Raw genomic sequence first — 22,709 nt, forward strand, 5'->3', positions numbered from 1 at the left:
TTTTAATATCTTTCGATATTGAATTGACTGTGCCGAATAATTACCAAATAACTATTCTGTTGGTCACTCAGTTTTCAATTGAGACTCTAATTTGTTTGCCTCGCTACCTAAGTAGTTTGGCTGTTAGAACTCAATCTGTACGAGTGCCCACACAGATGATTGCTTTATATTTTTAAAGAACGTTTTGAGTCGCTTTAGCGTCTCAAGGGATGCGAATAATACACCCTTTATTTTTCGAGTCAACACTTAGTTTTAAACTTTCTTTTAGAAGATTTAAAACCGAAGTTTTATTTAACTCTCTGAGTAGTTCGCTTCTCGCTATGCGTTGGCGTTTCCCGTCTCAGTGGGGTCGCATTATAGGGAGATTCGAGCGGGGGTCAATGTTTTATTTCAGCTTTTTGACAATTAAATGAATTTAGTATGAAAGCTATACAAATAAAGGGCTGCGGGGCTTTTTTTGCCTATTAAACCACCAATATATGAGCAGTTAAACTATGTGCATACATAAAACTACAATATTAGGTGCGTTAGGCTAAGCCAACTACAGTTTTTAGTTGGCGTTTAATAAAGTCTTACGTATACCGTTAATTAAAAACTATAATTAAAGCCTGCGTAATAGCGTCGCCCTGAATAGCTTGTATTAAGTAACCGTGCATCTGTATCATCACCTAAACGCGTTACCGATTCCGACTTAGTTAAATTAATAACAGCAGCTGTTAAGCTTAGCCCTTCATACAAATTAACCGATGCATTAACATCAACCTGTTCGTACGGATCTTGATATACATTTAAACCACTATTAAGGCCTAATACTCTCTCCCCTCGTTTGTTATATGAAGCGCGCACATTAAAAGCGTCACCTTCATAATAAACAGAGGTGTTGTACTGATACTTTGCACTGCCTATTAATGCCGATTGACCAAACTCTTTACCATTTACGGTTACATCTGCTTTGTTAGTTTTGTTATAAGTGTAGTTTGCGTAAAAACCAAAACCATTATCAAACGCATGCTGAATAAATACTTCCGCGCCTTTAGATATTGCATCGGTACCATTACCTACAGTGCTATACGGAGCTATATTAATGGTTCCTGCATCTACTATATTATTTTTACCGGCAAAGTTTTGCTCTACATCAATTACCAGTGGCACAACAAAGTTATCTACTTTCTTATGAAAAAGTGCCAATCCAACCGCAGAACCCTTTGCATAATAATACTCAATAGATAAATCAGCTTGCACCGATTCAAATGGCTTCAAGTTTTTATTACCACCACTGCCGCTAAAACCTGGCTGTTCATTAAATGCAGCTCTATCATTTGCCCATTCATCCGATACGAACGTAATACGCTGCTGCGCACCTAAATCGCTGTAATCAGGACGAGACATTACTTTTGCTATTGCCCCACGAATAACTAAATCGTCAGTTGCATCCCACGCTATATTAAAGCTTGGTAGTATTTGAGTGTCTTCGTTTTGCTGAGTGACTAATTGATAGTCTTCTACAAAGCGTGCGTCACCAGTTACTGGCTCGCCTGTTTCGTCATTTGTGTGATCTAATTGGTAGGTATATAAGTCAGTAGATGAAGTAAGTGTTTTTGTTTGCACAACACGCACGCCCAAATTACCTCTTACTTCACTAAACTCAAAATCGCCTTGAATATAAAAAGCAGATATTTTCTCTTCAATGTCGTAAACAAAGTTATCTTCAATGCGTGTATAAGGTACATAGCTAGCAGTGACCATATCGCGATATTTATCCCAGTCGATACTTGGCATTTGGTTTATATCAAAACCACCAACAATATTACTCTCACTAGTAAATACATTTTGAGCTAATGGCATTCCACCATTCCATTGGTAGCTGTCGAAACGCGTAATACCTTGCTCGCTTGCTTCGCCCGCAGCAATATCAAAATTAGGATCTAAAAAGAAGGTATTGCCAGTTTCACGATGAAGCGTGGAGTTACGATATTTGACACCGGTTCTAATTGTTTTTAAAAAGCCCCAATCAACATAAAGATCCACATCAGCTTGGTAATAATCTTCTTCTAACTCACTGCGTACAAAACTTGAGTTTGAAGAGCCCGCATCACGACCGCCTCCAATTCCACTTTGCAAGTTAGCTAGTGTATTAGGGTCAATATTAAGTGATACATTATTTTGGTTGAGTGACCAGCCTGCCATTTGAGCAGCATTTTGAATAGCAGTGGCGTTTTCGCCCGCGTTTGAACTTTTATATGCAGCTTCCCAGCTTTCTTCCGGCCCCCCTTCTGATTTTGTATTACCCACAACAAAACGCGCTTTAAAATTATCGCCTTCATAAGTTAAATTAAAATCAAAGGTATCGGAGGTGGATTCTTCACGTACATAACTGCCGCGCATCCACGGAAACTGCATATCACTTTCAATACCGCTTGCCATCGCATCGTATTGCATACCAGTAACAATACTTCCCGACTCATCAAGATTTACATCAGTTAAAAAATCAGAATTTAAAGACCACTCAGGTATATCAATCACAGATTCAGTCCTGTCTTGGCCGAGTGTAAAGCCAAAGTAATTAAATCCAAGCTCTAAACGATTTGTTGGTCGCCACTGTGTACTAACTTGAATTCCTTCGCGCTCACGTTTTTCGTTAAGAACTGAGCCTCGCACAACTTGTGGAAACCAAACACCATCGTAACTGTTGCCGTTTGCATCATTAATAGTATCCCAACCATTATTGTTATTAACTGCGTTAGCGTTTATATCTGTAGGTTGTCCACCGCCAGTGTAGCGCCATACATTTGCATCAGTTCCTCCCGAAAGTGTCCTGTTTGTTCGTTCCTGATAGGTATAGCCAACTAATACACCAAAGTTTTCGTTGTCGTTTTTCCATGAATATAAACCCGTAAACTGCGGTTCGTACTCTTTTGTAACATCAGCGTAAGTACTCTCTACATTAAATACACCTGAGTTTGCATCCATACTCAAAGGCTTTCGACTATGCATTAATACAGTACCACCAACCCCTCCTTCATCTAAGCGTGCCTCTGGCGATTTATAAACCTCTACACTTTCAATCATCGAAGACGGTAACAAAGCATAATCAAACGAACGCGAAGGCTCTCCCGGAGAAGACGCAATAAAATTACCATTAAGCTGTGTAAAAGTTAGCGCCGACGACAAACCACGAATACTGACTGATGAACCTTCTCCGCCGTCACGCTCAATTACCACACCAGGTACACGCTGAAGAGAGTCCGCAACGTTTTTATCAGGGAACTTCCCAATGTCTTCCGCTGTAATTGCATCAACCACTGAGCCAGACATGCGTTTTACATCTAAGTTTTCGGCCATACTTGAACGGATGCCACGTACCTCTATTACTTCCATATCTTTTGTGTGCTGCGAGTTTTCGTTTTCTTGCGCTGCAAAAGCACACGTAGAACCCAAAGCAGAAAAAATTGATACATAAAGTGATGACTTACAAAACGTTGAAAAAGGGAAAGGGTATATACTTGCTACTATCATGTGAGAGGCTGTTCCATTTAAATCTGCTCATAAAACTAAAGCGAGAAGTTAGTCCTTTTACGCAAATTATTCACGTAATGGCAAAAATTGTTCCCAATTCTACACAGCCAAACTTAACCGTTTGTTAACCAACAATATTAAATTAAATAAACGTCTCTTTTAACTGTATTTATACCTATTAAATGAAAGTTAAAACCCAGCCCACACATCAAAGCCGCTCTCAATTAATAAACTAAGAGCGGCTTTGTTGTATTTAATAGCTTAATAAAATAATTACGGTGCATAAATCATAGAGTGTATAGAAAAAACAAAGGGGATAATTAGGTGTGGTAGTCAGCAGCTTACATTTTAAAAAGCAAAGCTGCCGAATAATATTTAAAAAGTAGAAAACCCTAAAGATCAGATGACTTTTCAAATGTAGCAATAACCTCTGAAAGCTCGAGTAATGTCGGCTTTCCACCATAATAATTGGTATCTATATGATAACTATTACCCACCCAAAAAGGTGCTTTAGTTGAGTTATGTCCATGTATTGAAAAGTCGACTCCATGACTTTTAACTACCTTATTTTGTTTAACTACTTCGCGATCCCACAATAAAGATTGCACAATCACCGATTTATCATCAGGGTAATTTTCCCAATCCCACGATTGGGCAAATGTATGAGACAACCCAATTTTATAACCACGATATTCAAGTACTATTGAAAGAGGCTTAGTTAGTAACTCATCGCACATAACATTGAGCTTTTCACTCGATACCGACTTGTGCCAATTGCCACCATTGTCAGTCCATAATTTAAAAGCCGCTTCATCATTACTTAATAATGATTCCAACATTAAATGCTCATGATTACCTAATATCATACATGCCCTAATGGCTTGTAAGTATGTAAATAAGTCATATGTTTTATCCCCGCGATCAACAAAATCGCCTAGGCAAAACAAAGTATCTCTTTCAGGGTTAAAATTTACGTTATTAAGTGCGCTTTTTAAGGCCGGTAAATCACCATCAAGATCGCCAATTACAAATACTCGGCACTCATCATTAATAAATATTGCTTGTTTTGAAGATACAGCCTGAATAGCGTTAATACCTATATGCAAAATAGACTCCTATAGAATGCAATCTAAAACTTAGATTAATACTTGAGTTTATAAAGCCTTAAGGTAACACAATATAATTGATAATTAATGAAGGTAATAAAATTTGATTGAAACTAAAAATGCATGACAGCGGACTTTAACTACAAGCTAAATAAGTAATGTAGATAGTTTTTAGCCAATAGTAAAAAGCGGCTTAGCAAAATACCTAAACAAGTTATAAGTTAGTTAACAGCACAAATTTATCAGCCAGCTCATCTAAACTTTCACGCTTATTAGGATCGGGCTTTATACAGTCAATAGGGCAAACACTTACACAAGTAGGTTTATCATAATGCCCTACACACTCAGTACATTTACTAGCATCTATCTGGTATATTTTAGCGCCCATATAAATAGCCTCATTAGGGCATTCTGGGTCACACATATCGCAGTTAATGCATTTACTATTTATGAGTAGAGCCACTTTTTAGCCTTTTCAATTAATATCATTATAAAACAAAAAGATAGAGTTAAACTAAATGTTTTTTGACTACTTTTGATACAAGTCCAGTTCAATAATAAACCTTTATTTTTCTTTAAATCGTAGCACACATTCGTAACACACCATTTTATTTTTAGGTGTAAATTGCAGCCACGAATTATGCCTATTTTTCTCTGTGGCTTTGTTGATCTTAATCAATATAAATATCCGCAAAGCCTTTATTTATATAGGTTATGACAAAGCTAATAAATTTCTATCTAAATCGTCCTGTAGTTGTGCTTACACATAGCTATATACCGCTATCTTTGCTTGCAAACCCTATAAAGCGCTTTTACTAGGTGGTGCAGATTGATTTCTTATAAAAGCAGGGATATCAAAAATATCAGATGGCTTTGGTTTACTAGTCGCGATGTCAGGACTTGAATCACTTTGAGTTTTATCAACGACCATTTTTGAACTCGCGCCCGTAGCAATAACTAATAGCTCATAATTGGTTGCTAAGTTTTCAATTTTTGAAACACCACAAATAACCAAAGCATTAGGACTTACCTGCTGGCGCACAGTATCTGTAATTAGATTATAACTTCCTAAAGAAATCTCATCTTTGCAATTTACTTGTATAATTACCCCCGTACTTGATGACATATCGACCTGGTTAACTAACGGGTTATTAAGTGCCCCATTGAGCGCAGTAGTAAGCTCACTTTCTTCATTGCATTTACCAACACCTAATACCGCATCGCCTTGGCAGTCCATAATTTTGGCAAAATCATTTAAATCAACGTTGATCAAACCTTGAAAACAAAGCATGTCTATTAATGATTTTATCAGTGAATGAAGTATTTGGTTGCTATGCTTAAAGGCGTCAAATAAACCAATATCATTACCTAGCACTTCAATCAGTTGATCGTTTGGGAGAGTAATAACAGCATTAGCATGCTCTTTAAGCTCATTTAAACCTGCTTGCGCTATATTACTCCTAAATTGCCCTTCACTACTAAATGGCAATGTAGCAACAAATATAATGGGTTTACCTTGCTCACTAGCAAGTTGAGCAATATACGGACTTGCGCCAGTCCCAGTACCACCACCCAATCCTGTTGCACAGAGTATTATATCGCAGCCATTAATTAACGTTAAAAGCTGATCTTTACTCTCTTCCGCAGCCTGTAAACCAACTTTAGGGTCGGCGCCGGCACCATAACCATGAGTTAGCTCAGCACCTATAAGCACAGCTTCATCACTTTGCGTATGCTTAAGCACCACTTTGTCGGTATTAACACTGTACAAGTGCGCCTGTTCAGACTCGCGTTGCTCAAAAATACTGTTAAGCGTATTACAGCCGCACCCACCAATACCAAATACACCGATTGATAAACCATCATTTTGCTGAATTAATTGGAACATAACTACTCCTTAACTTTTAAAGGAGCATAACAAATAGGTGCGTCAACTTTTGACGCACCTAAGTTTGAAATCAATTAAAGATAGTTTGTAGTGGCCGCTTTAAGCTTAGAAATAATTCTTTGTCTCAGCTTTTCCGGCTTAATCACTTCAAGCCAATGTGCACATTTAAGCAACTCATCGGTTAATTGCTCGGTATCAATAGTTTGGTAGGTAAGTAATACGTTTTTTTCATCAATACTTTGCTTGTCAGTCAGCTCACCAAGCTCAATAAATCCTTGATTAACAGCAGAGTGTTTGGGAGCTTTTACAATAAGCTCAATACACTCTTGGTTCATGCCTTTATTAATAGCACTGCGCAACGTTTTTAGTTGTTCAGCACTCGGTTCTCTACGATTTTTTTGTAGTACATGTACATTACGAATGCGATAAACCGGCATTTGATAGCATTTATCGTGAAGCGACCCAACCATAAACTGCGCCATTAAAACGCCGCCTTGTTCAACTAAGTTGTAAAAACTCAACTCAGCAAACTTCAACCAATGTGCTTCATCGTAAAGTACCCTATAAAGCTCAGCACTCACAGCACGCTTATGCATAATCGCATGCTCAATTTGCTCAACTAACTGAGTATCAACATTCACTTTTAACGACGGTTTTGGCAGGGTTGAAAGCCACTCAGGCATATGGCCATTAAAACGTTTGAGCGCCTGCTCTGCTTTAATGTGAACTGAGCGTTTAACATCACTGGGGACTGATTGCGGTAATAACTGCTCCAGCAGCAAGTAATGTTCAGCCACTTCAAAGCTCATTATCTTTAAGTTACCACCCCGCCACTGCGAATTAATAGACCATCCATACGGTTTACTCCGCGTATCTTTTTCAAGCCCAAAGCAACCTTGCTCGTAGAGTGATTGCAAGTCACGCTGGAGCATGCGGGTTGATAATTCAACACCTCGCTGTGATAAATCATCTTGTAGCTGTTTGACTGAAATACTTAAAGGGCTGATAGGTATATATTCTAAAAGAGTTAGGTATCGAAAAGGTTTCATTTTTATTAGTCTTACCAGCTAGGACAAAATTATCTAATTTTCATAATGTGTTATTAATATCAATCAATTCAAATATCTAATTAAATTAATACATATCAAATAAACCTCTAATATAAATTTAAAATACTAGTACTTTAGTACATCTCAGATGTCGATTTTAGCTATTATTAAGGGAAATAATATGGGTATTATAATAAAGAAGAGGAAGATCTTCGGCTTTTAGTAATAAAATTTCCCGCATGTCATTTATTTAGAAAGCTAGGTTATTTTAGCTTAATGAATAACCTGCTTCTTTACCTTTTGCTAACTTTACATGTTGCAAAATGGGGTTGTTAAATCCTACTTAGTAACACTTGATTTTGTCACTGTAAGCTCTTCTACTAATTTTATAAATTCGGGTCTCTCAATAAGGTTTTTCTGTAATTCGCTAAACACCCCAAGCACTATATTTACTTGTTCTTGGTGAGTATTGGTACTCTCAAACAGAGGGAGCATTGGCTTTAAAATAATAATTGGGTGCCATTTATTGTGTTTTGCGTTTGGCTCTACAGCCGTATCTATATACTCCCAATCATTAACAAACGATTTAAGTCCCTCTTTAAATTTTTTATAATTCTCTGAATGTTTAATCGTTTCTTGGCCTGTTCGATTAAAGTCAAAAACTAAACATAATTTTAGTTCATTGTTTGTAAAGTTTTTAACCCCGTGATCCGCACCATCGAGTAACACACCACAAAATATTCCAGGAAGCCATTGCCTGCCTTTATCTTTAATCGTAGGGCAAAATTCTAGCCCAACTCTTGACTCAGTTCCTTGGCGCTTAAATACAGGCTCCATTCCTATGCTTTGTAGCGGCCATACTAGTTTTTGAGCCTCTTTGAAGATAGAGTCAACTTGTTCACTAAACTTCACGGCCTCTAAATAATTAGCAATTGAGAAGCGATTCATTGGCGTTTTTGGCCCTAATCCCTCTGATTTTAGTAATGATAAGAAATCTTCGATTGCCCAACTCGCGTGCTCATCATTTATTTTATCAGCCAAAACTATTAAGCATTTATAAATTTCCTCCCAACATAATGCGGCATCAGGCTTTTGAGCGTGCTGAAAAGAAGTAGCGGTTATTAATATTATTTTGTGGTTGTCATAAGTTTTGAGTGCATATTCTCGATAGTTTTGAAGTTGATTTAAATGCAATGGAGAATTAACCTTGTGCTCAAATACAAGCGTGCAATCATGCCAACTAATGACTAGATCAGGGAATTTATTATTAAAATTTTCCTGCGTTGAAATAAAAACATCACCATCGGGCACATTAATTGGTGGTTGCAGTTTGTTATTTATACACTCCAGTACTGCTTGTAAAACTTCTCGGTTACTTCTTAACAGCCAAGCAAACGCTTCTGTTAAAAAGTTTTCTAGTGGATCATTATTTTCTCTAGGGCGGTATTTTCTTAAATTGACTAAAAGGCTTTCCATAATTACTACCTGTAAAATTGCTCCGCTAACTAACTTAGCAAGTTAGCCTCATTTTCGTATTAAACTAGATTAGAGTTTATTTAACTAATTTGCATGTCGACCAGCAAAGTTAGAGGAAAAGACCCACATAGATGCTTAAAAATCTGTAAGTGCATAATAATTTAAAAGTAATAACGCAATTTAGCATAGAATGCGTCACTTTCAATATTATCAATTAACCTATCAGCTCTAATTACCCTAAGTTTCTGGGGGTCTGAGTATTTAATTTCCATTGAGTGAATATAAGCATTGAAATGTTTTGGGTCAGTAGCATGCAAAATTTCTTTTTTTTCATAATCTAAAAAGTACACAAAGCATCCTAATTTGAATGCGGTGCTAATTCTTGAGCTCCAAAAACGCCCATCGCTACCTCCTTTATGGAGATCTGTAATTAACACCTCCGTGCTCGCGAGTATGTGTTTGACATTACATGATCAGCTACATCTCTAGGGGTATATACCGAATCAAAGCGCGTCATAATACATTTTGTAACTTTTAAGCCTGACTTTTTAGTTATTTTGGTATTTGTTACAGCGATTAAATGAACATTTTGGGTATCATGTTTTAACAATGCGATTTTATTGTCTGATTTTACTAAATCAAAATGCCAAGCTTTTCTAATAGAACTCGCTTTTCATTAGTTGAAATACTGAGGTAGTGAGCCGAATTAACCTCTTTTAAGTTGAGGTTATAATCACTATCAGCTACGTTGCTATTAGGCTCATTTAACGCTAATACCGTTTCAAAAATATCATCATAAGAGTTCATAGCAAGAGCCTAATTTAAGCCTATATTTACTGCAACAGACTTTAAGATATTATAATATGATTTTTGGCATTATAAAAATGACGACACTAAAAAAGCGCGCAGGAATTGGGCGCTTTGCTTTTAAGACAAATACACAAGCTAAGAAAGTAAATTAAGTAAAAAAAATACAAAACTTTTGGGTATAACCGTCGCCAGTTAAAGTGACCTATAAGTCACTTTAAGGCCTTAAATGCAGCTTAATGATCCCTAAAAGGCACTTTATTATGAAAAGTAAAAAACACTAAAATGCGTTTTAATTTTTTACGCTTTTAATTTGATTTACACTCTATTGTATAGGGAGCCTGAATGAGATTAGCCAGTATCTACTTTGCTTGGCATTAACACATCTCAAACGCTTTACTCGCAACAAAATAGACACTATAGTACCCATTAACCCTATTTAAAATAGACTTTGGATACACAAGTGTCTTTTTGGAGGCTCTATTATTAATTATTTATTATTAAGCGAAGGTGATGTGCAGCTAGCTTTTGCTGAGCACCTAAAAGAACGTCGCAAAAAAGCAAAAATGTCACGCGAGGCGTTAGCTAAAAAAAGCACAGTACCTGCTTCTACAATAAAAAAGTTTGAGGTTACAGGGCTTATTTCGTTTAGGCAGCTATTGCTTTTATGGCAATCTCTCGACGATTTGACTCGTTTATATGAATTAACAAAAGCGCCAACTCAAGGTAATAATGCGCCAACGTCTATTGCTCAGGTATTAAACAATGGCCTTTAAACCCATAGAAAAGCTAGAAGTAAAACGTACACTGTCAGACTCAACAGAGTTAATGGTGGGTGTACTTGCTCAAAATAGACAAGGTGTTTACTTTCAATTCGCTCAAAGCTATTTAGACACATATGGTAATCTTTCGCCATTCTCACTCGCCTTCAATAGAGATGTTCAGTTAGCACCCAAAAGCCCACATAATGGATTGCATGGGGTCTTTTCTGATTGTTTACCTGATGGGTGGGGGCTACTACTACAGGACCGTGTATTCAGACAAAATAATATAATGCCTAACTTTGTTACCGCAATGGACCGCTTATCTTTTGTTGGCCATTCGGCTATGGGAGCATTATCGTTTACACCTGAAACTCATTATGATGGCACAAATAACGATGAAGCTGGTCTTGCTACATTGGGTCAACAAGCCCAAGCAATATTTGACGGACAAACAGAAGAAGTACTTTCTGCGTTAGTGGCTGCTGGTAGCTCCGGCGGTGCACGCCCTAAAGCCCAAATTTATTTTCCTGACAATAATATACAAGAATGTAGAACAAAACCTAAAACAGGTGATGATGCTTGGTTAATCAAATTCACATCCAAAAACCTCGCTTTAGGACATGAGGAAGGGTTATGTGAAGCTGTGTATTTGAATTTAGCTGAACAAGCGGGATTAAACCCTCCTCAGAGGTTACTGGTACCCGCCCCAGAAGGGACCGGTGCAAAGCAATGGCTTGCCTTAAAACGATTCGATAGGTTTAAATTAATGGGTGATAAAATGGGCTGCAAACATATGCATAGTGCATGTGGCTTGCTAGATGCTGATTTTCGCACACCTACATTAGATTATGAGGATTTAATTAAAGCGAGCCGTGTTTTATGCAAATCACCTGCTGCAGGGCAATTACAATTTCGTCGGGCTATGTTTAATTTATTTAGCTGTAACCAAGATGACCACAGTAAAAACTGGGCTTTTTTACAAGGTGATTCTGGTGAGTGGGATTTAGCGCCTTTTTATGATGTAACTTTTAGTCCTCACCCTTTTAATGAGCATGCTACTTCGTTTGCTGGATTTGGAAAAAACCCGCCACTAAAAGCGATTCAAAAGCTGGCCTCTGCAGCAGGTTATGCAAACTGGAAACAAGTACAAGTTATAATATCTGAAATAGCAGAGATTATTTTAAACTTTAAAGACACAGCTAAAGCATTAGACGTAAATAAACAAACGATTAGTTTAATAGAGCAACAGCTTGATAACACGTACGCCATGAATAAGCATTTAACGGGTCGTTAATTGTATTAAGCTTAATAGTATTGAGCTATTTATAAAGCCTCGCTGCTTACTTTACTTGTGCCGAGGTTTTAATTTTTAAAAGTATCGTTTTATTTATACCTCTAAAAAGGCAGCGGCAACTTTATTTCTAATTAACATTTCTAAATCTATTTCAATGACTCTAACAAGCACAACTTCAAACTACTTTTAATTCATTTAGCTGATCAGATTGAGTTACATTATTTACCAGTGCTCTTATTGAGAGTTATTAAATTAAAATCACATAAAATTTGGTTGCCTAATTTCAGTTCTTCCCTCCCCCCTTAATCTCTAATGAAATTTTAAAGCGTCGCTGTTAATATTGTCTACATCCTAAACAATAAAGTAGTTCTGATGGCAGCTAGTTATTCTCTCGATGATTTACGTTACTTTTGCACCATAGTAAAATTAGGTAGCTTTAAAAAAGCATCAACAAGCCTTGATATGTCACTATCAACTTTAAGCCGTAGAATACGTTTATTAGAGCAAGCACTTCAATTAACGTTACTAAATCGAGATGCCCATCGAGTTACACTTACGCATACTGGCGAGTTATATTACGATCGCTATCGTAAACTGTTCGATGAAGTAGAGTGTATAGAGCAAGCACTTTGTGATGAGAAAGACCAACCTAAAGGGAAAATTAGGATCTGTGCCCCCATTTACATGGGTAAACACTTTTTAAGTGCTATTTTTTGTCATTTTTTACTGCAATACCCCGATATTCAACTAGATTTACGCTTTTCAAATAACCTTATTGATCTTGAAAAAGAAGGGATTGATATAGCGTTTAGAGTAAGAAACCCTGCCATTGATAATTGGGTTATTAGAGAACTAAAGCTTACCCATAATATATTATGTGCTCACCTAAATCATGATTATCAATCCATCACTCATCCTGAGCAATTAGAAAAGCAACCAAAAGTTACGTGCGTTGGGTTGGTACCGTGGCAATTAAAAAATCAGCAAACGGGCGAAGAATACTGTTTTAATCCAAACACACATGTTCGATTAGAAGTTGATGAAATTCAAATGATGAAACAAGCAGTTGAGTCTGGTGTGGGTATTAGCTACATCCCTGATTATATAGCATTACCACTTATTAAAGCCGGAAAGCTTAAACACATTCTTCCTGATTGGCAAAGCAAAGGGCAGCCATTTTCTATGCTTTATCGCGACAGAAAACAAATCCCTTATCGAGTGCGATTACTTATAGAGCATACACTGCAACACTTCACTAAAATGTAGCAGTGTAGGCTTTTCACAGCAAAGTAATTAAGCTAATTCATCTTTTAAAAACTAAGCCTTAGTACAATTACACCTAAAAATGCCGTTGTTAATCCTATAACTTCTTGCCGTGTAAAAGACTCTTTTAGAATGATGCGTGAGTACAACAAAATAATTAAAATATTCATACCTGAAATCGCTGAAACTAACCCTGTATTACCAATAGCAAAAGCCGATATTATTGCAACCATGCCAGCTACATTTGTTAAACCAATCAGTAACCCGCACGAAAATGTTTTACCGGCAGACCAATACGCTTGAGAAGAGCCTTGCTCTGCTAGCATTTTTTTACGCTTTACTAACCAACTAACGGCAAAAAGAAAGCTACCAAAACCAAACATAGACGTTAAAGTTGCAAACGTATCCGCCTCAAGAAGCGTTGATTGCTTACCCATTAAATCATTAAACGCAAAGGACAGTGCCGCGAGTAATCCCCATTGCGCACCTTGTAAATTACTTAATGAGATATCGCTGGAATAGCGAATAATATAAAGACCGCCAAAAATAATAAAAAAGCCGATTAATTGAATAACAGTTAAGGTTTCTTGCCATAATAAAAAGGCAAATAAAAGCACAAATAAAGGCGTTAACCCCGACAGGATGCTAATTAAAGACGCTTTCCCAACCGAAAACCCTTTGTGCAAAAACCCATTAGCCGCAAAAGATCCAAAACCTAAAGCGAGTCCAACAGTAATGTCAGCCCAGCCGTACCATGTGTGTTCAAATATTACAGTACCTAGCGCGCTAATTATGAACCCTACAAAAAAAACACCGAATAATAATAGATTACGATTAATCTTTTTTTGCGACGTCCATTGGTACATTATTCCTCGCGCACCAAAAAAAACAGTGGCGAGTAATGCAAAAATTATCCACATATAAATGAGACCCTTTATAATTTACTTTGATAAACCCGAATAAAAAGTGGTTATTTAACATTGTTGAATGGAGTAACTATTACATAAAGGTTCAGCTGTAAAACACGTAGCCACTACAAGAGCGTTACCCGATACCTAGCTTCTACTCTATAAAATAAGCAGCTTAGGCTTCACATAATAAAATACTAGCCACACAATTACACTTTAATAAACAACAACACCAGTATATTTAATCTATAAATATTATAAACAGGCATAAGTGGCACTATAGATCTCATAAATAGCACTTAACAATTTAGTCGATTAACTTCAATCACATAGTGAGCAACTAACACACAGAAATAACAACACTTCAGTGAAAAATAACGAATTTATAAAAACATAAAAAACAGTTTTAAACTGTCATTATATCGACAATATATTTTTAACCTAAAACTCAATTGACTTTATTTTTAAACTCAATATGATTGATTTAAACAAAGAGGATAATATGTTTATTTTAATCACATACCTGCTAAAAACAAATACCACCTTCGGAATTTAAGCCGAGTGTAACCCTTACACTCGGCAGTTACACTGTACCTTAATATATTTAAATTCGATTTAGTTTTTGTGGGGATTAGTCCGTGCTTTCTTTTCTGTTCGAGCGTAAAAAATCTTTCCTGTCTAAAAATGACTTCACAGACGCAGCGGTACTATTACAACCGCTGAAGCTTGCGTATTTACTACAAGAAGTCGAGTATTCACAGCGGCCTTGGTCAAAATTCAATCCACATGTACAAATTAATAGCACGGTGGTCATTAAAAATATAACCACCGGTTTTAAGCGCCGCATAACTTTAGTGCCTCCAAGCCAACGAAGGCACTTTATTAGTGACGTATCATTTCACTCTCCTCTTGGGGTCGCTCTTTTAGGGCATAAAATAAATCATATTATTGAATATAAAGAAGCTGGGGAATCCCACCTTTGGGAAATAATAGCCATTAATATTAAGGAGGAAATATAGAGTAAATTATTTCAATTTTTATCTATTAATTTTATATATTTAATTGGAGTTATTTGTAATGAGTAAAGAAAAACCTAAAAAACATGCAAGCAAAACATTAAAACAAAAACGTAAAGAGCGAAGAGATAAGCTAAAGCAACTTGAAAAATAATTAATATTATTTTAAATAAAGTCGCAAACTCGGGGTTTTTATAACCCCGAGTTTTTTGAAAAAAACTATATTCAGCTGTAGCTAAACAGCTTGTTTAAATGGATTACGAGTATCTTGGTGTTCCTCAAGATTACGCATTAAAATAGCATGCGCTAAGTTAATGTCTTCATCTAGCAGTATTTTTACAATGTGACCGGAGCCTTTAGCACCGCTAATACTTTCGCCCTTTTTGTTTTCCATATATTCAAGCTTAAAAGTAAAGTTACCTTGTGGTGTCATAAGCTCTAAAGAGTGGCCTGTACAAAATTTATTTTTAACGTCTATTTCAACTAATCCATTTTCGCAGCGCCCAAGTACTTCACCCACAAATTGCTGTTTAGTTGATACAGAATGACCGTACTCATAGTTTTGATAATCTTGATGAGCGTGGCGTTTTAAAAAGCCTTCGGTATAACCACGATGCGCTAAATTCTCAAGCGTTTTAAATAAGTTAGTATCAAATGGTTTACCCGCAGCTGCGTCGTCTATTGCTTTGCGATAAACTTGTGCTGTGCGCGCTACATAATAAAATGACTTAGTACGCCCTTCTATTTTTAAACTATGTACCCCCATTTTTGTTAACTGCTCTACGTATTGCACTGCGCGTAAATCTTTTGAGTTCATAATATACGTGCCGTGTTCATCCTCAAACGCAGGCATATACTCACCAGGGCGACCTTGTTCCTCTAGCATAAATACATCGTTACTTGGCGCGCCTTCACCCAGTGTAGGAATAACCTGTTTGGGGTCAATTTTATGCACCATTTCGCCAGTTTCGTTCTCAACACCAGGCTTTACATCGTAATCCCAGCGACATGCATTAGTACATGTGCCTTGATTTGGATCGCGCTTATTTATGTAACCAGAGAGCAAACAACGCCCCGAATACGCCATACACAGTGCGCCATGTACAAATACTTCAAGTTCGGTGTCTGGGCAGAGTGTGCGTATTTCGGTTATTTCTTCGAGCGACAACTCCCGTGATAAAATAACGCGTTCAATCCCCTGTTTTGCCCAAAATTGTACACTCGCGTAATTAACCGCATTTGCTTGTACCGATAAGTGGATCGGCATGGCAGGCCACTTTTCACGAACAAGCATAATCAAACCAGGGTCTGACATAATCAGCGCATCGGGCTGCATCGCAATAACAGGTTCTATATCACGTAAATACGATTTAACTTTAGCGTTGTGCGGTGCAATATTAGACACCACATAAAACTTTTTATTTTGCGCATGCGCTTCACTAATTCCTACTTGCAAAGTATCAAGGTCAAACTCATTATTGCGCACACGCAAACTATAGCGAGGCTGCCCTGCATAAACCGCATCTGCGCCATAAGCAAAAGCGTAGCGCATGTTTTTTAAACTGCCTGCGGGGCATAGTAATTCAGGAATAAAAGGCATTGAAGAAATAACGGGTGACATGTGCGCTCCATACATCAAACTGGGTTCAAGCCAGTTGCATAAGTAGTTAACCTAAACTCTGAAAAATAAATCTATCCCAAGCAGAATTCAGATTAGTCATTAACAAATAAGTAAACAGAAGCGCGGCAGTATAAATGCGGTCAATAATTTGCGTTTGATCGAGATCACAAAACGGCAACCAAACTGGTTTTTAATAAAATTAGGATTTTTCACTTAAAACGCGTATAATTCGCGCCCGTTAATATTCACACTTTTACTTAAAATTATTGGAGCATAAAGATGGCTTTAGAACGTACTTTTTCAATCGTAAAACCTGATGCAGTTGCTAAAAACCACATTGGCGCTATCTACAACCGTTTCGAATCTGCTGGCCTTAAAATCGTTGCAGCTAAAATGGTTCACCTTTCACAAGAGAAAGCTGAAGGTTTCTACGCTGAACATAGCGAACGTCCTTTCTTCGGTGCTTTAGTATCTTTCATGACATCTGGTCCAGTAATGGTTACAGTTCTTGAAGGCGAAAACGCTGTTCTTAAAAACCGTGAAATCATGGGTGCTACTAACCCTGCTGAAGCACTAGCTGGTACTTTACGTGCAGACTACGCTGATAGCATCGACGAAAATGCTGTTCACGGTTCTGACGCTGTTGAATCTGCTGCTCGCGAAATCGCGTACTTCTTCGCTGACGAAGAGCTTTGTTCACGTACTCGTTAATTCGAATTCGTTAACATATTGAAAAGGGCTTTCGGGCCCTTTTTTAGTCATTACGTAAAGTATTAATCAGAAACTCATGATGTTTTACTTAATGATTAAAGTGAGTGAATTGTGTACAATTCGTCCTCGTAAATTTTATCTCCACCGTCACCGATTGAGGTTGTTTCATGACCGAGCAAAAAAAGATTAACTTATTAGATTTAAACCGAGAAGCAATGCGCGAGCTATTTGCATCGTTCGGTGAAAAGCCGTTTCGTAGTGACCAGGTGATGAAATGGATTTATCATTTTGGCGTAGATAACTTCGACGATATGAGCAACGTAAACAAAAAGCTTAAAGAAAAACTTAAAGCTGAGTGCGAAATTGTAGCGCCAGAAATCACTGTGCGCCAACAAGCAAGCGACGGTACTATTAAGTACGCACTTATTCTGGAAGGCGGCCAAGAAGTAGAAGCCGTTTGGATCCCTGAAAAAGAGCGCGCTACGTTATGTGTATCATCACAAGTGGGTTGTGCTCTTGAGTGTACTTTTTGTTCTACCGCTCAACAAGGCTTTAACCGTAACTTAAAAGTATCTGAAATTATTGGTCAAGTTTGGCGTGTAGCTAAAGATATAGGCCTTGATGGTCATAGCGAAAAGCGCCCAGTAACTAACGTTGTAATGATGGGTATGGGCGAGCCTTTACTTAATCTTAAAAACGTAGTGCCAGCAATGGAACTAATGATGGACGATTGGGGCTTTGGTTTATCTAAGCGCCGCGTAACATTAAGTACTTCAGGCGTTGTACCTGCACTTGATTTACTAAAAGAGAAAATTGACGTAGCACTGGCTATATCACTTCACGCACCAGATAACGCACTGCGTGACATTTTAGTGCCAGTTAATAAAAAGTACCCTATTGAAGAATTTTTAGCCTCGTGTCGTCGTTATATCGATGGCTCGAAAGCAAATAAAGATGTAACGGTTGAATACGTGATGCTTAACGGTATTAACGACAGCACCGATCAGGCGCATGCATTAGTGCAAACGTTAAAAGGCACACCTTGTAAGGTAAACCTTATTCCGTTTAACCCATTCCCGGGTAATGAATACACGCGTTCAAGCAATAGCCGTATTGACCGTTTTTCAAAAGTATTACAAGCAGCAGGCGTTACCTGTATTGTTCGTCGTACTCGCGGGGACGATATTGACGCCGCTTGCGGACAGTTAGTCGGTGACGTAGTTGACCGTACTAAACGTTTAGCTAAAAAGAAAATGCGTGACGATAACGCAATTAGCGTTAATATCCACCAAGCATAATCTGTAACTGCCCTATGTGAATAAGTCATATAGGGCAGTTAAGTTGTTTATTTTTAAATAAATGATGCAAGAATAAAGGTTTTAGGTAAGATAGGCGCCATGGACTAAAAATAAAGAGATAAGGTAATGCGATCTATACTTGCTATAACACTATCAACACTTGCCTTAAGTGGCTGTGTTAGCGAAAGTAGTTATAACGGCAGTAATAAACCCGTCGTCGAAAATAAAATTAATAATACTGGCGCAGCACGAACACGAATTGCTTTAGCCCTACAGTATTTAAAAACGGGTAATAACTCTCAAGCCAAATACAATTTAGAACGTGCAGCTGCATTTGCTCCTGACCTACCTGAAGTACATTACTCTCTTGCTTATTACTATCAACAAGTAGGCGAAAACCCGCTAGCTGATAAAGCCTACCAAAAAGCACTCGAAATAAAGCCTGACGATCCTAATACCCTTAATAACTACGGCGTGTTTTTATGTGGTATTGATGAATACGATCGTGCAACTGATCAATTTTTAAAAGCCATTGAAGTACCAAGTTATATTCGCGTTGCCGAAAGTTACGAAAATTTAGCCTTGTGTGCTATTGAATTTGATGATTTTGAAAATGCAGAAAGTTACTTTCAACAGGCACTTAATCACAGCTCTCAGCGTACATCTACGTTAATTAGTTTAGCAGCGCTGTATTACGCAAAAAGTGACTTATACAAAGCCAGTGAACTTTTAAAACGCTACGAAAGCACAGGTCGAGTATCCTCTCGCGCATTAATGCTTAGCTACCTTGTAAAAAACAGAATGGGCAGAATAGAAGAGGCTGAAAAAATTTCCAGCACTATTTTACAAACTTACTCTAGCAGTAACGAAGCCTATGCATTAAAAGAGAAAAGAACACGTTTTAATGAGTTTGAAATACTGCGAGAAAAATACCGTAAAGCGCAGTTAAAAGAACTAAAAAATGACGAAAGCGGCGCGCACGTTAGTTCAAAAAAACCAAAAATAAAAGTAATCAGAAAGAAACGTGCACCACAAGACGGTTCAACAAGCTTGGTAACAAACGACGAGCAAAAAACAGATAAAAAGATCGCAATAGCAAATAACCAAGATGTAAATCCAGTTATAGTAAGAGAAAAGCAAGCTAAGGCAGTACAAAACACGGTCAGTAAGCAAGCCGATGAAGCAACCGTAATAGCAAAACAAATAACAACTCAAAAAGAAGAAGTTCCTAAAGTCGTAGCGCCAAGCAAACCTACCGATACATCGGCTGTTATGCTTGCACTTACTACTGAGCACGACTCTGCAGATTCCGCAGTAGCTGCACCTAAAAAAGCTAAGCCCGTTTACGAACCTCAAAAAGAAGCTATAGCAGCAAAGCAACCAACTAAAGCTGATGGCGAAGTTACAATAATTTCGTTTGGCGCACCTAAAACAGGCCAGTTTAATTCGCAGCAAACTAGTAACTATAGTAATTCAGTTCCTGCAGTTACCGCTCAAAAAAATAGTAGTGACGTGGTATTCTACGAAGCGACTAAAAATACAACTGTATTTGAAAATAGCAGCTATCAAAATGATGCAGATATTGAATTTAAAAGTTACGAAGCAGTACAAAAAACAGAGCTCCCAATGCTTAACCCTAAAGTATCGCCTTTACGCGTGCCATTTCACGTAATTGCTGTTGGCGAAAACCTATTTAGCATTTCGGTGCGATACAATGTTAAACTACAAAAGCTCCTGCAATGGAATGGTCTAAAAGAGTCGGATCGGGTAATGAATGGAAGTAAAATATACCTAAACGATCCAAATATTTATTACGAAATTAAAGCTGGTGATTCCCTTTACGATATAGCTACCCAGCGGCATGTATTAATTGATGAATTAATGCGATGGAATAAATTAAGTCCTGATATAGCACTAAAACCAGGGCACAAACTTTTACTAGTGGATCCAGACTCATACACATTATGAATGAAGAAAATACGCAAACACAGAGCGAACAGCCAACTGTAGGCCAAATATTAAAAAATCACAGAGAACAAGCGAACGTTAGCATAGCGACTATTGCTGCACCGTTAAAGCTGTCTGAACTTCAAATTAAACGCCTTGAAAATGATGAATTTACATTACTCGGCCCTATTACTTTTGTTAAAGGCTATATAAAAAACTATTGCCGTGAATTAAAAGTAGATAGCGCACCTATATTAGCAATGATGCCAGCCCCACCAGAGCCGGCTAAACCCGCTAATATGCAGAGTTTTTCACGCCGTACAGAAAAAGAAGCAAACGACAGTCGTTTAATGTTTTTTAGCTATTTAATTTTAGCGATTGTTATTGGCTCATCTGCTTTATGGTTTTGGCAAAACGCGACACCTATTGAAGAGCAAACGAGTAATATAAACGTTGCCAACTCAAAAATGAGCGAGCGCCAAGCCGCTCAACCCAGTATTTCAGAGCAACAGCAACAAGCCGAAATTGACGATGAATCATTATTAGAATCACAAAGCACGTCTAGTGAAACATCAACAAGCCCAGAAATAGTTAAAGAAACGGCTCCTATTGCTTCTAACAGCGCAAGTCAAGACGATGCTAGCAGTACAATTGTCATGAACTTTAATGGCGAAAGTTGGGTTGAAATTTACGACGGCGAAGGCGAAAAAATAGCATTCGGCGTTAAAAAAGCAGGCTACATTATGACCGTAAGCGGTACGCCTCCTTTTTCAGTTGTGCTTGGTAAGCATGACGCTGTAGACATTACTTTAAACGGTGAACCTGTAGATGTTTCTGCATTTCCTCAAAACCGTTTAGCCAAATTTACATTACCACTAGCAGAGTAGTCGCTATGTTTTCAGAATCTCCAATTAAACGCAGAAAATCCACCCGAATCAATGTAGGTAACGTCCCTATTGGTGATGGTGCCCCTATTGCAGTGCAATCAATGACTAACACCGACACCATGGATGTTGATTCAACTGTTGCACAAATACAGGCAATACAAGATGCAGGTGCCGACATAGTCCGTGTATCAGTACCAACAATGGATGCAGCCGAAGCGTTTAAAAGTATAAAAGAGCAAGTAACGATTCCGCTAGTTGCCGATATTCACTTTGATTACCGTATAGCCTTAAAAGTGGCAAAATACGGCGTTGATTGCCTGCGTATAAATCCAGGTAATATAGGTAGTGAAGAGCGTATTAGAGCTGTAGTAGACTCAGCACGCGAGCACAACATTCCTATTCGTATTGGTGTAAATGGCGGTTCACTAGAGCGCGACTTACAAGAAAAATACGGCGAACCAACACCAGAAGCCTTATTAGAATCAGCAATGCGCCATGTAGATATATTGCGCCGCCTTGATTTTGACCAATTTAAAATATCAGTAAAAGCGTCTGACGTATTTTTAGCGGTAGGTGCATATCGCTTACTCGCTAAAGAAATAGACCAACCACTGCATTTAGGTATTACCGAAGCGGGCGGCATGCGCTCAGGCTCTGTTAAATCTGCAGTAGGTTTAGGTATGCTTCTTGCCGAAGGTATTGGCGATACCCTGCGTGTATCACTTGCTGCCGATCCTGTTCAAGAAATTAAAGTCGGCTTTGATATCTTAAATTCATTGCGCATTCGTTCGCGTGGAATTAACTTTATTGCCTGCCCTAGCTGCTCACGCCAAGAGTTTGATGTAGTAAGCACCATGAACCAACTTGAAGAGCGCTTAGAGGATATTATCGAACCTATGTCAGTTTCGGTAATTGGTTGCGTTGTAAATGGACCAGGTGAAGCGCTTGTGAGTGATATAGGGCTTGCCGGTGCAAATCGTCGTTCAGGTTTGTATATAAATGGCGAACGCCAAAAAGCGCGCATTGATAACAATAATATTGTTGACCAGCTTGAAGGTTATGTACGCGACTTTATAGAAAAAAAGCAGAGCCAAACACCGATTGACATAAAAATAGTCGAATAAATACCGTTTAAGGTGGCAAACCCCGTGGTTTGCC

Annotated in this window: 18 protein-coding genes; 9 read left to right on the plus strand and 9 right to left on the minus strand. The window is 37.9% G+C overall.

What is annotated here, in order from left to right; translation table 11 throughout:
- Positions 1-588: 588 nt before the first annotated feature.
- From I6F42_RS00005 to I6F42_RS00035, 7 genes are all read right to left on the minus strand, one after another.
- A complete protein-coding gene (locus I6F42_RS00005; protein ID WP_197149766.1) occupies positions 589-3,516 on the minus strand; it encodes a TonB-dependent receptor in 2,928 nt (975 codons plus the stop codon).
- Positions 3,517-3,908: 392 nt separating this feature from the next.
- Complete coding sequence (locus I6F42_RS00010; RefSeq protein WP_182195116.1) at positions 3,909-4,622, minus strand: metallophosphoesterase; 714 nt, start codon at positions 4,620-4,622, stop codon at positions 3,909-3,911.
- A gap of 214 nt (positions 4,623-4,836) precedes the next feature.
- The gene (locus I6F42_RS00015; protein WP_165728747.1) at positions 4,837-5,085 is read right to left on the minus strand and encodes a YfhL family 4Fe-4S dicluster ferredoxin; all 249 of its coding nucleotides are present in this window, start codon (positions 5,083-5,085) and stop codon (positions 4,837-4,839) included.
- 336 nt (positions 5,086-5,421) lie between these two features.
- Entirely contained in the window at positions 5,422-6,510 is a 1,089-nt protein-coding gene (locus I6F42_RS00020) for a cell division protein FtsZ (protein ID WP_010554959.1), read from the minus strand.
- Positions 6,511-6,584: 74 nt separating this feature from the next.
- Positions 6,585-7,559 (minus strand): YafY family protein, encoded by a 975-nt coding sequence (locus I6F42_RS00025; RefSeq protein ID WP_231616276.1) that lies wholly within the window; start codon positions 7,557-7,559, stop codon positions 6,585-6,587.
- Between the two features lie 339 nt (positions 7,560-7,898).
- Positions 7,899-9,035, minus strand: a complete 1,137-nt coding sequence (locus I6F42_RS00030; protein WP_024604373.1) for a PD-(D/E)XK nuclease family protein — start codon at positions 9,033-9,035, stop codon at positions 7,899-7,901.
- A gap of 633 nt (positions 9,036-9,668) precedes the next feature.
- On the minus strand, positions 9,669-9,842 hold the full coding sequence (locus tag I6F42_RS00035; RefSeq protein ID WP_158000957.1) for a hypothetical protein: 174 nt from the start codon (positions 9,840-9,842) through the stop codon (positions 9,669-9,671).
- Between the two features lie 485 nt (positions 9,843-10,327).
- Here I6F42_RS00035 and I6F42_RS00040 point away from each other — a divergent pair, with 485 nt between their 5' ends.
- From I6F42_RS00040 to I6F42_RS00050, 3 genes are all read left to right on the plus strand, one after another.
- Complete coding sequence (locus I6F42_RS00040) at positions 10,328-10,618, plus strand: helix-turn-helix transcriptional regulator (protein WP_024604372.1); 291 nt, start codon at positions 10,328-10,330, stop codon at positions 10,616-10,618.
- On the plus strand, positions 10,608-11,900 hold the full coding sequence (locus I6F42_RS00045; RefSeq protein ID WP_197149767.1) for a type II toxin-antitoxin system HipA family toxin: 1,293 nt from the start codon (positions 10,608-10,610) through the stop codon (positions 11,898-11,900). The genes I6F42_RS00040 and I6F42_RS00045 overlap by 11 nt, the downstream gene beginning before the upstream one ends.
- Before the next feature lie 372 nt (positions 11,901-12,272).
- Complete coding sequence (locus I6F42_RS00050; protein ID WP_197149768.1) at positions 12,273-13,166, plus strand: LysR family transcriptional regulator; 894 nt, start codon at positions 12,273-12,275, stop codon at positions 13,164-13,166.
- A 44-nt stretch (positions 13,167-13,210) separates the two neighbouring features.
- Here the strand turns inward: I6F42_RS00050 and I6F42_RS00055 are convergent, their stop codons facing one another.
- Complete coding sequence (locus I6F42_RS00055; RefSeq protein ID WP_010554966.1) at positions 13,211-14,083, minus strand: DMT family transporter; 873 nt, start codon at positions 14,081-14,083, stop codon at positions 13,211-13,213.
- 626 nt (positions 14,084-14,709) lie between these two features.
- Here I6F42_RS00055 and I6F42_RS00060 point away from each other — a divergent pair.
- Complete coding sequence (locus tag I6F42_RS00060) at positions 14,710-15,090, plus strand: GreA/GreB family elongation factor (protein WP_024604280.1); 381 nt, start codon at positions 14,710-14,712, stop codon at positions 15,088-15,090.
- A gap of 232 nt (positions 15,091-15,322) precedes the next feature.
- Here I6F42_RS00060 and yegQ read toward each other — a convergent pair whose 3' ends face one another.
- Positions 15,323-16,708 carry a tRNA 5-hydroxyuridine modification protein YegQ gene (gene yegQ, locus I6F42_RS00065; protein ID WP_010554968.1) on the minus strand — a complete coding sequence of 462 codons (1,386 nt, stop codon included), beginning with the start codon at positions 16,706-16,708 and terminating at the stop codon, positions 15,323-15,325.
- A 279-nt stretch (positions 16,709-16,987) separates the two neighbouring features.
- On the opposite strand from yegQ, the gene ndk reads away from it, so the two are divergent.
- The 5 genes from ndk to ispG all read left to right on the plus strand — a co-directional run bounded on the left by ndk (position 16,988) and on the right by ispG (position 22,675).
- Positions 16,988-17,419 (plus strand): nucleoside-diphosphate kinase, encoded by a 432-nt coding sequence (ndk, locus tag I6F42_RS00070; protein ID WP_007377442.1) that lies wholly within the window; start codon positions 16,988-16,990, stop codon positions 17,417-17,419.
- Between the two features lie 167 nt (positions 17,420-17,586).
- Positions 17,587-18,717, plus strand: a complete 1,131-nt coding sequence (locus I6F42_RS00075) for a bifunctional tRNA (adenosine(37)-C2)-methyltransferase TrmG/ribosomal RNA large subunit methyltransferase RlmN (protein ID WP_007583420.1) — start codon at positions 17,587-17,589, stop codon at positions 18,715-18,717.
- 126 nt (positions 18,718-18,843) lie between these two features.
- Positions 18,844-20,685, plus strand: coding sequence for a type IV pilus biogenesis/stability protein PilW (gene pilW / locus I6F42_RS00080; protein ID WP_197149769.1), 1,842 nt, complete (start codon positions 18,844-18,846; stop codon positions 20,683-20,685).
- Positions 20,682-21,551 carry a RodZ domain-containing protein gene (locus tag I6F42_RS00085; RefSeq protein WP_007583424.1) on the plus strand — a complete coding sequence of 290 codons (870 nt, stop codon included), beginning with the start codon at positions 20,682-20,684 and terminating at the stop codon, positions 21,549-21,551. The genes pilW and I6F42_RS00085 overlap by 4 nt, the downstream gene beginning before the upstream one ends.
- Positions 21,552-21,556: 5 nt before the next feature.
- Positions 21,557-22,675 carry a flavodoxin-dependent (E)-4-hydroxy-3-methylbut-2-enyl-diphosphate synthase gene (gene ispG / locus I6F42_RS00090; protein ID WP_197149772.1) on the plus strand — a complete coding sequence of 373 codons (1,119 nt, stop codon included), beginning with the start codon at positions 21,557-21,559 and terminating at the stop codon, positions 22,673-22,675.
- Positions 22,676-22,709: the final 34 nt, after the last annotated feature.

Origin of the sequence: Pseudoalteromonas sp. SWYJZ12 (genome assembly GCF_015864395.1) — a bacterium.
Classification (GTDB): domain Bacteria; phylum Pseudomonadota; class Gammaproteobacteria; order Enterobacterales; family Alteromonadaceae; genus Pseudoalteromonas; species Pseudoalteromonas arctica.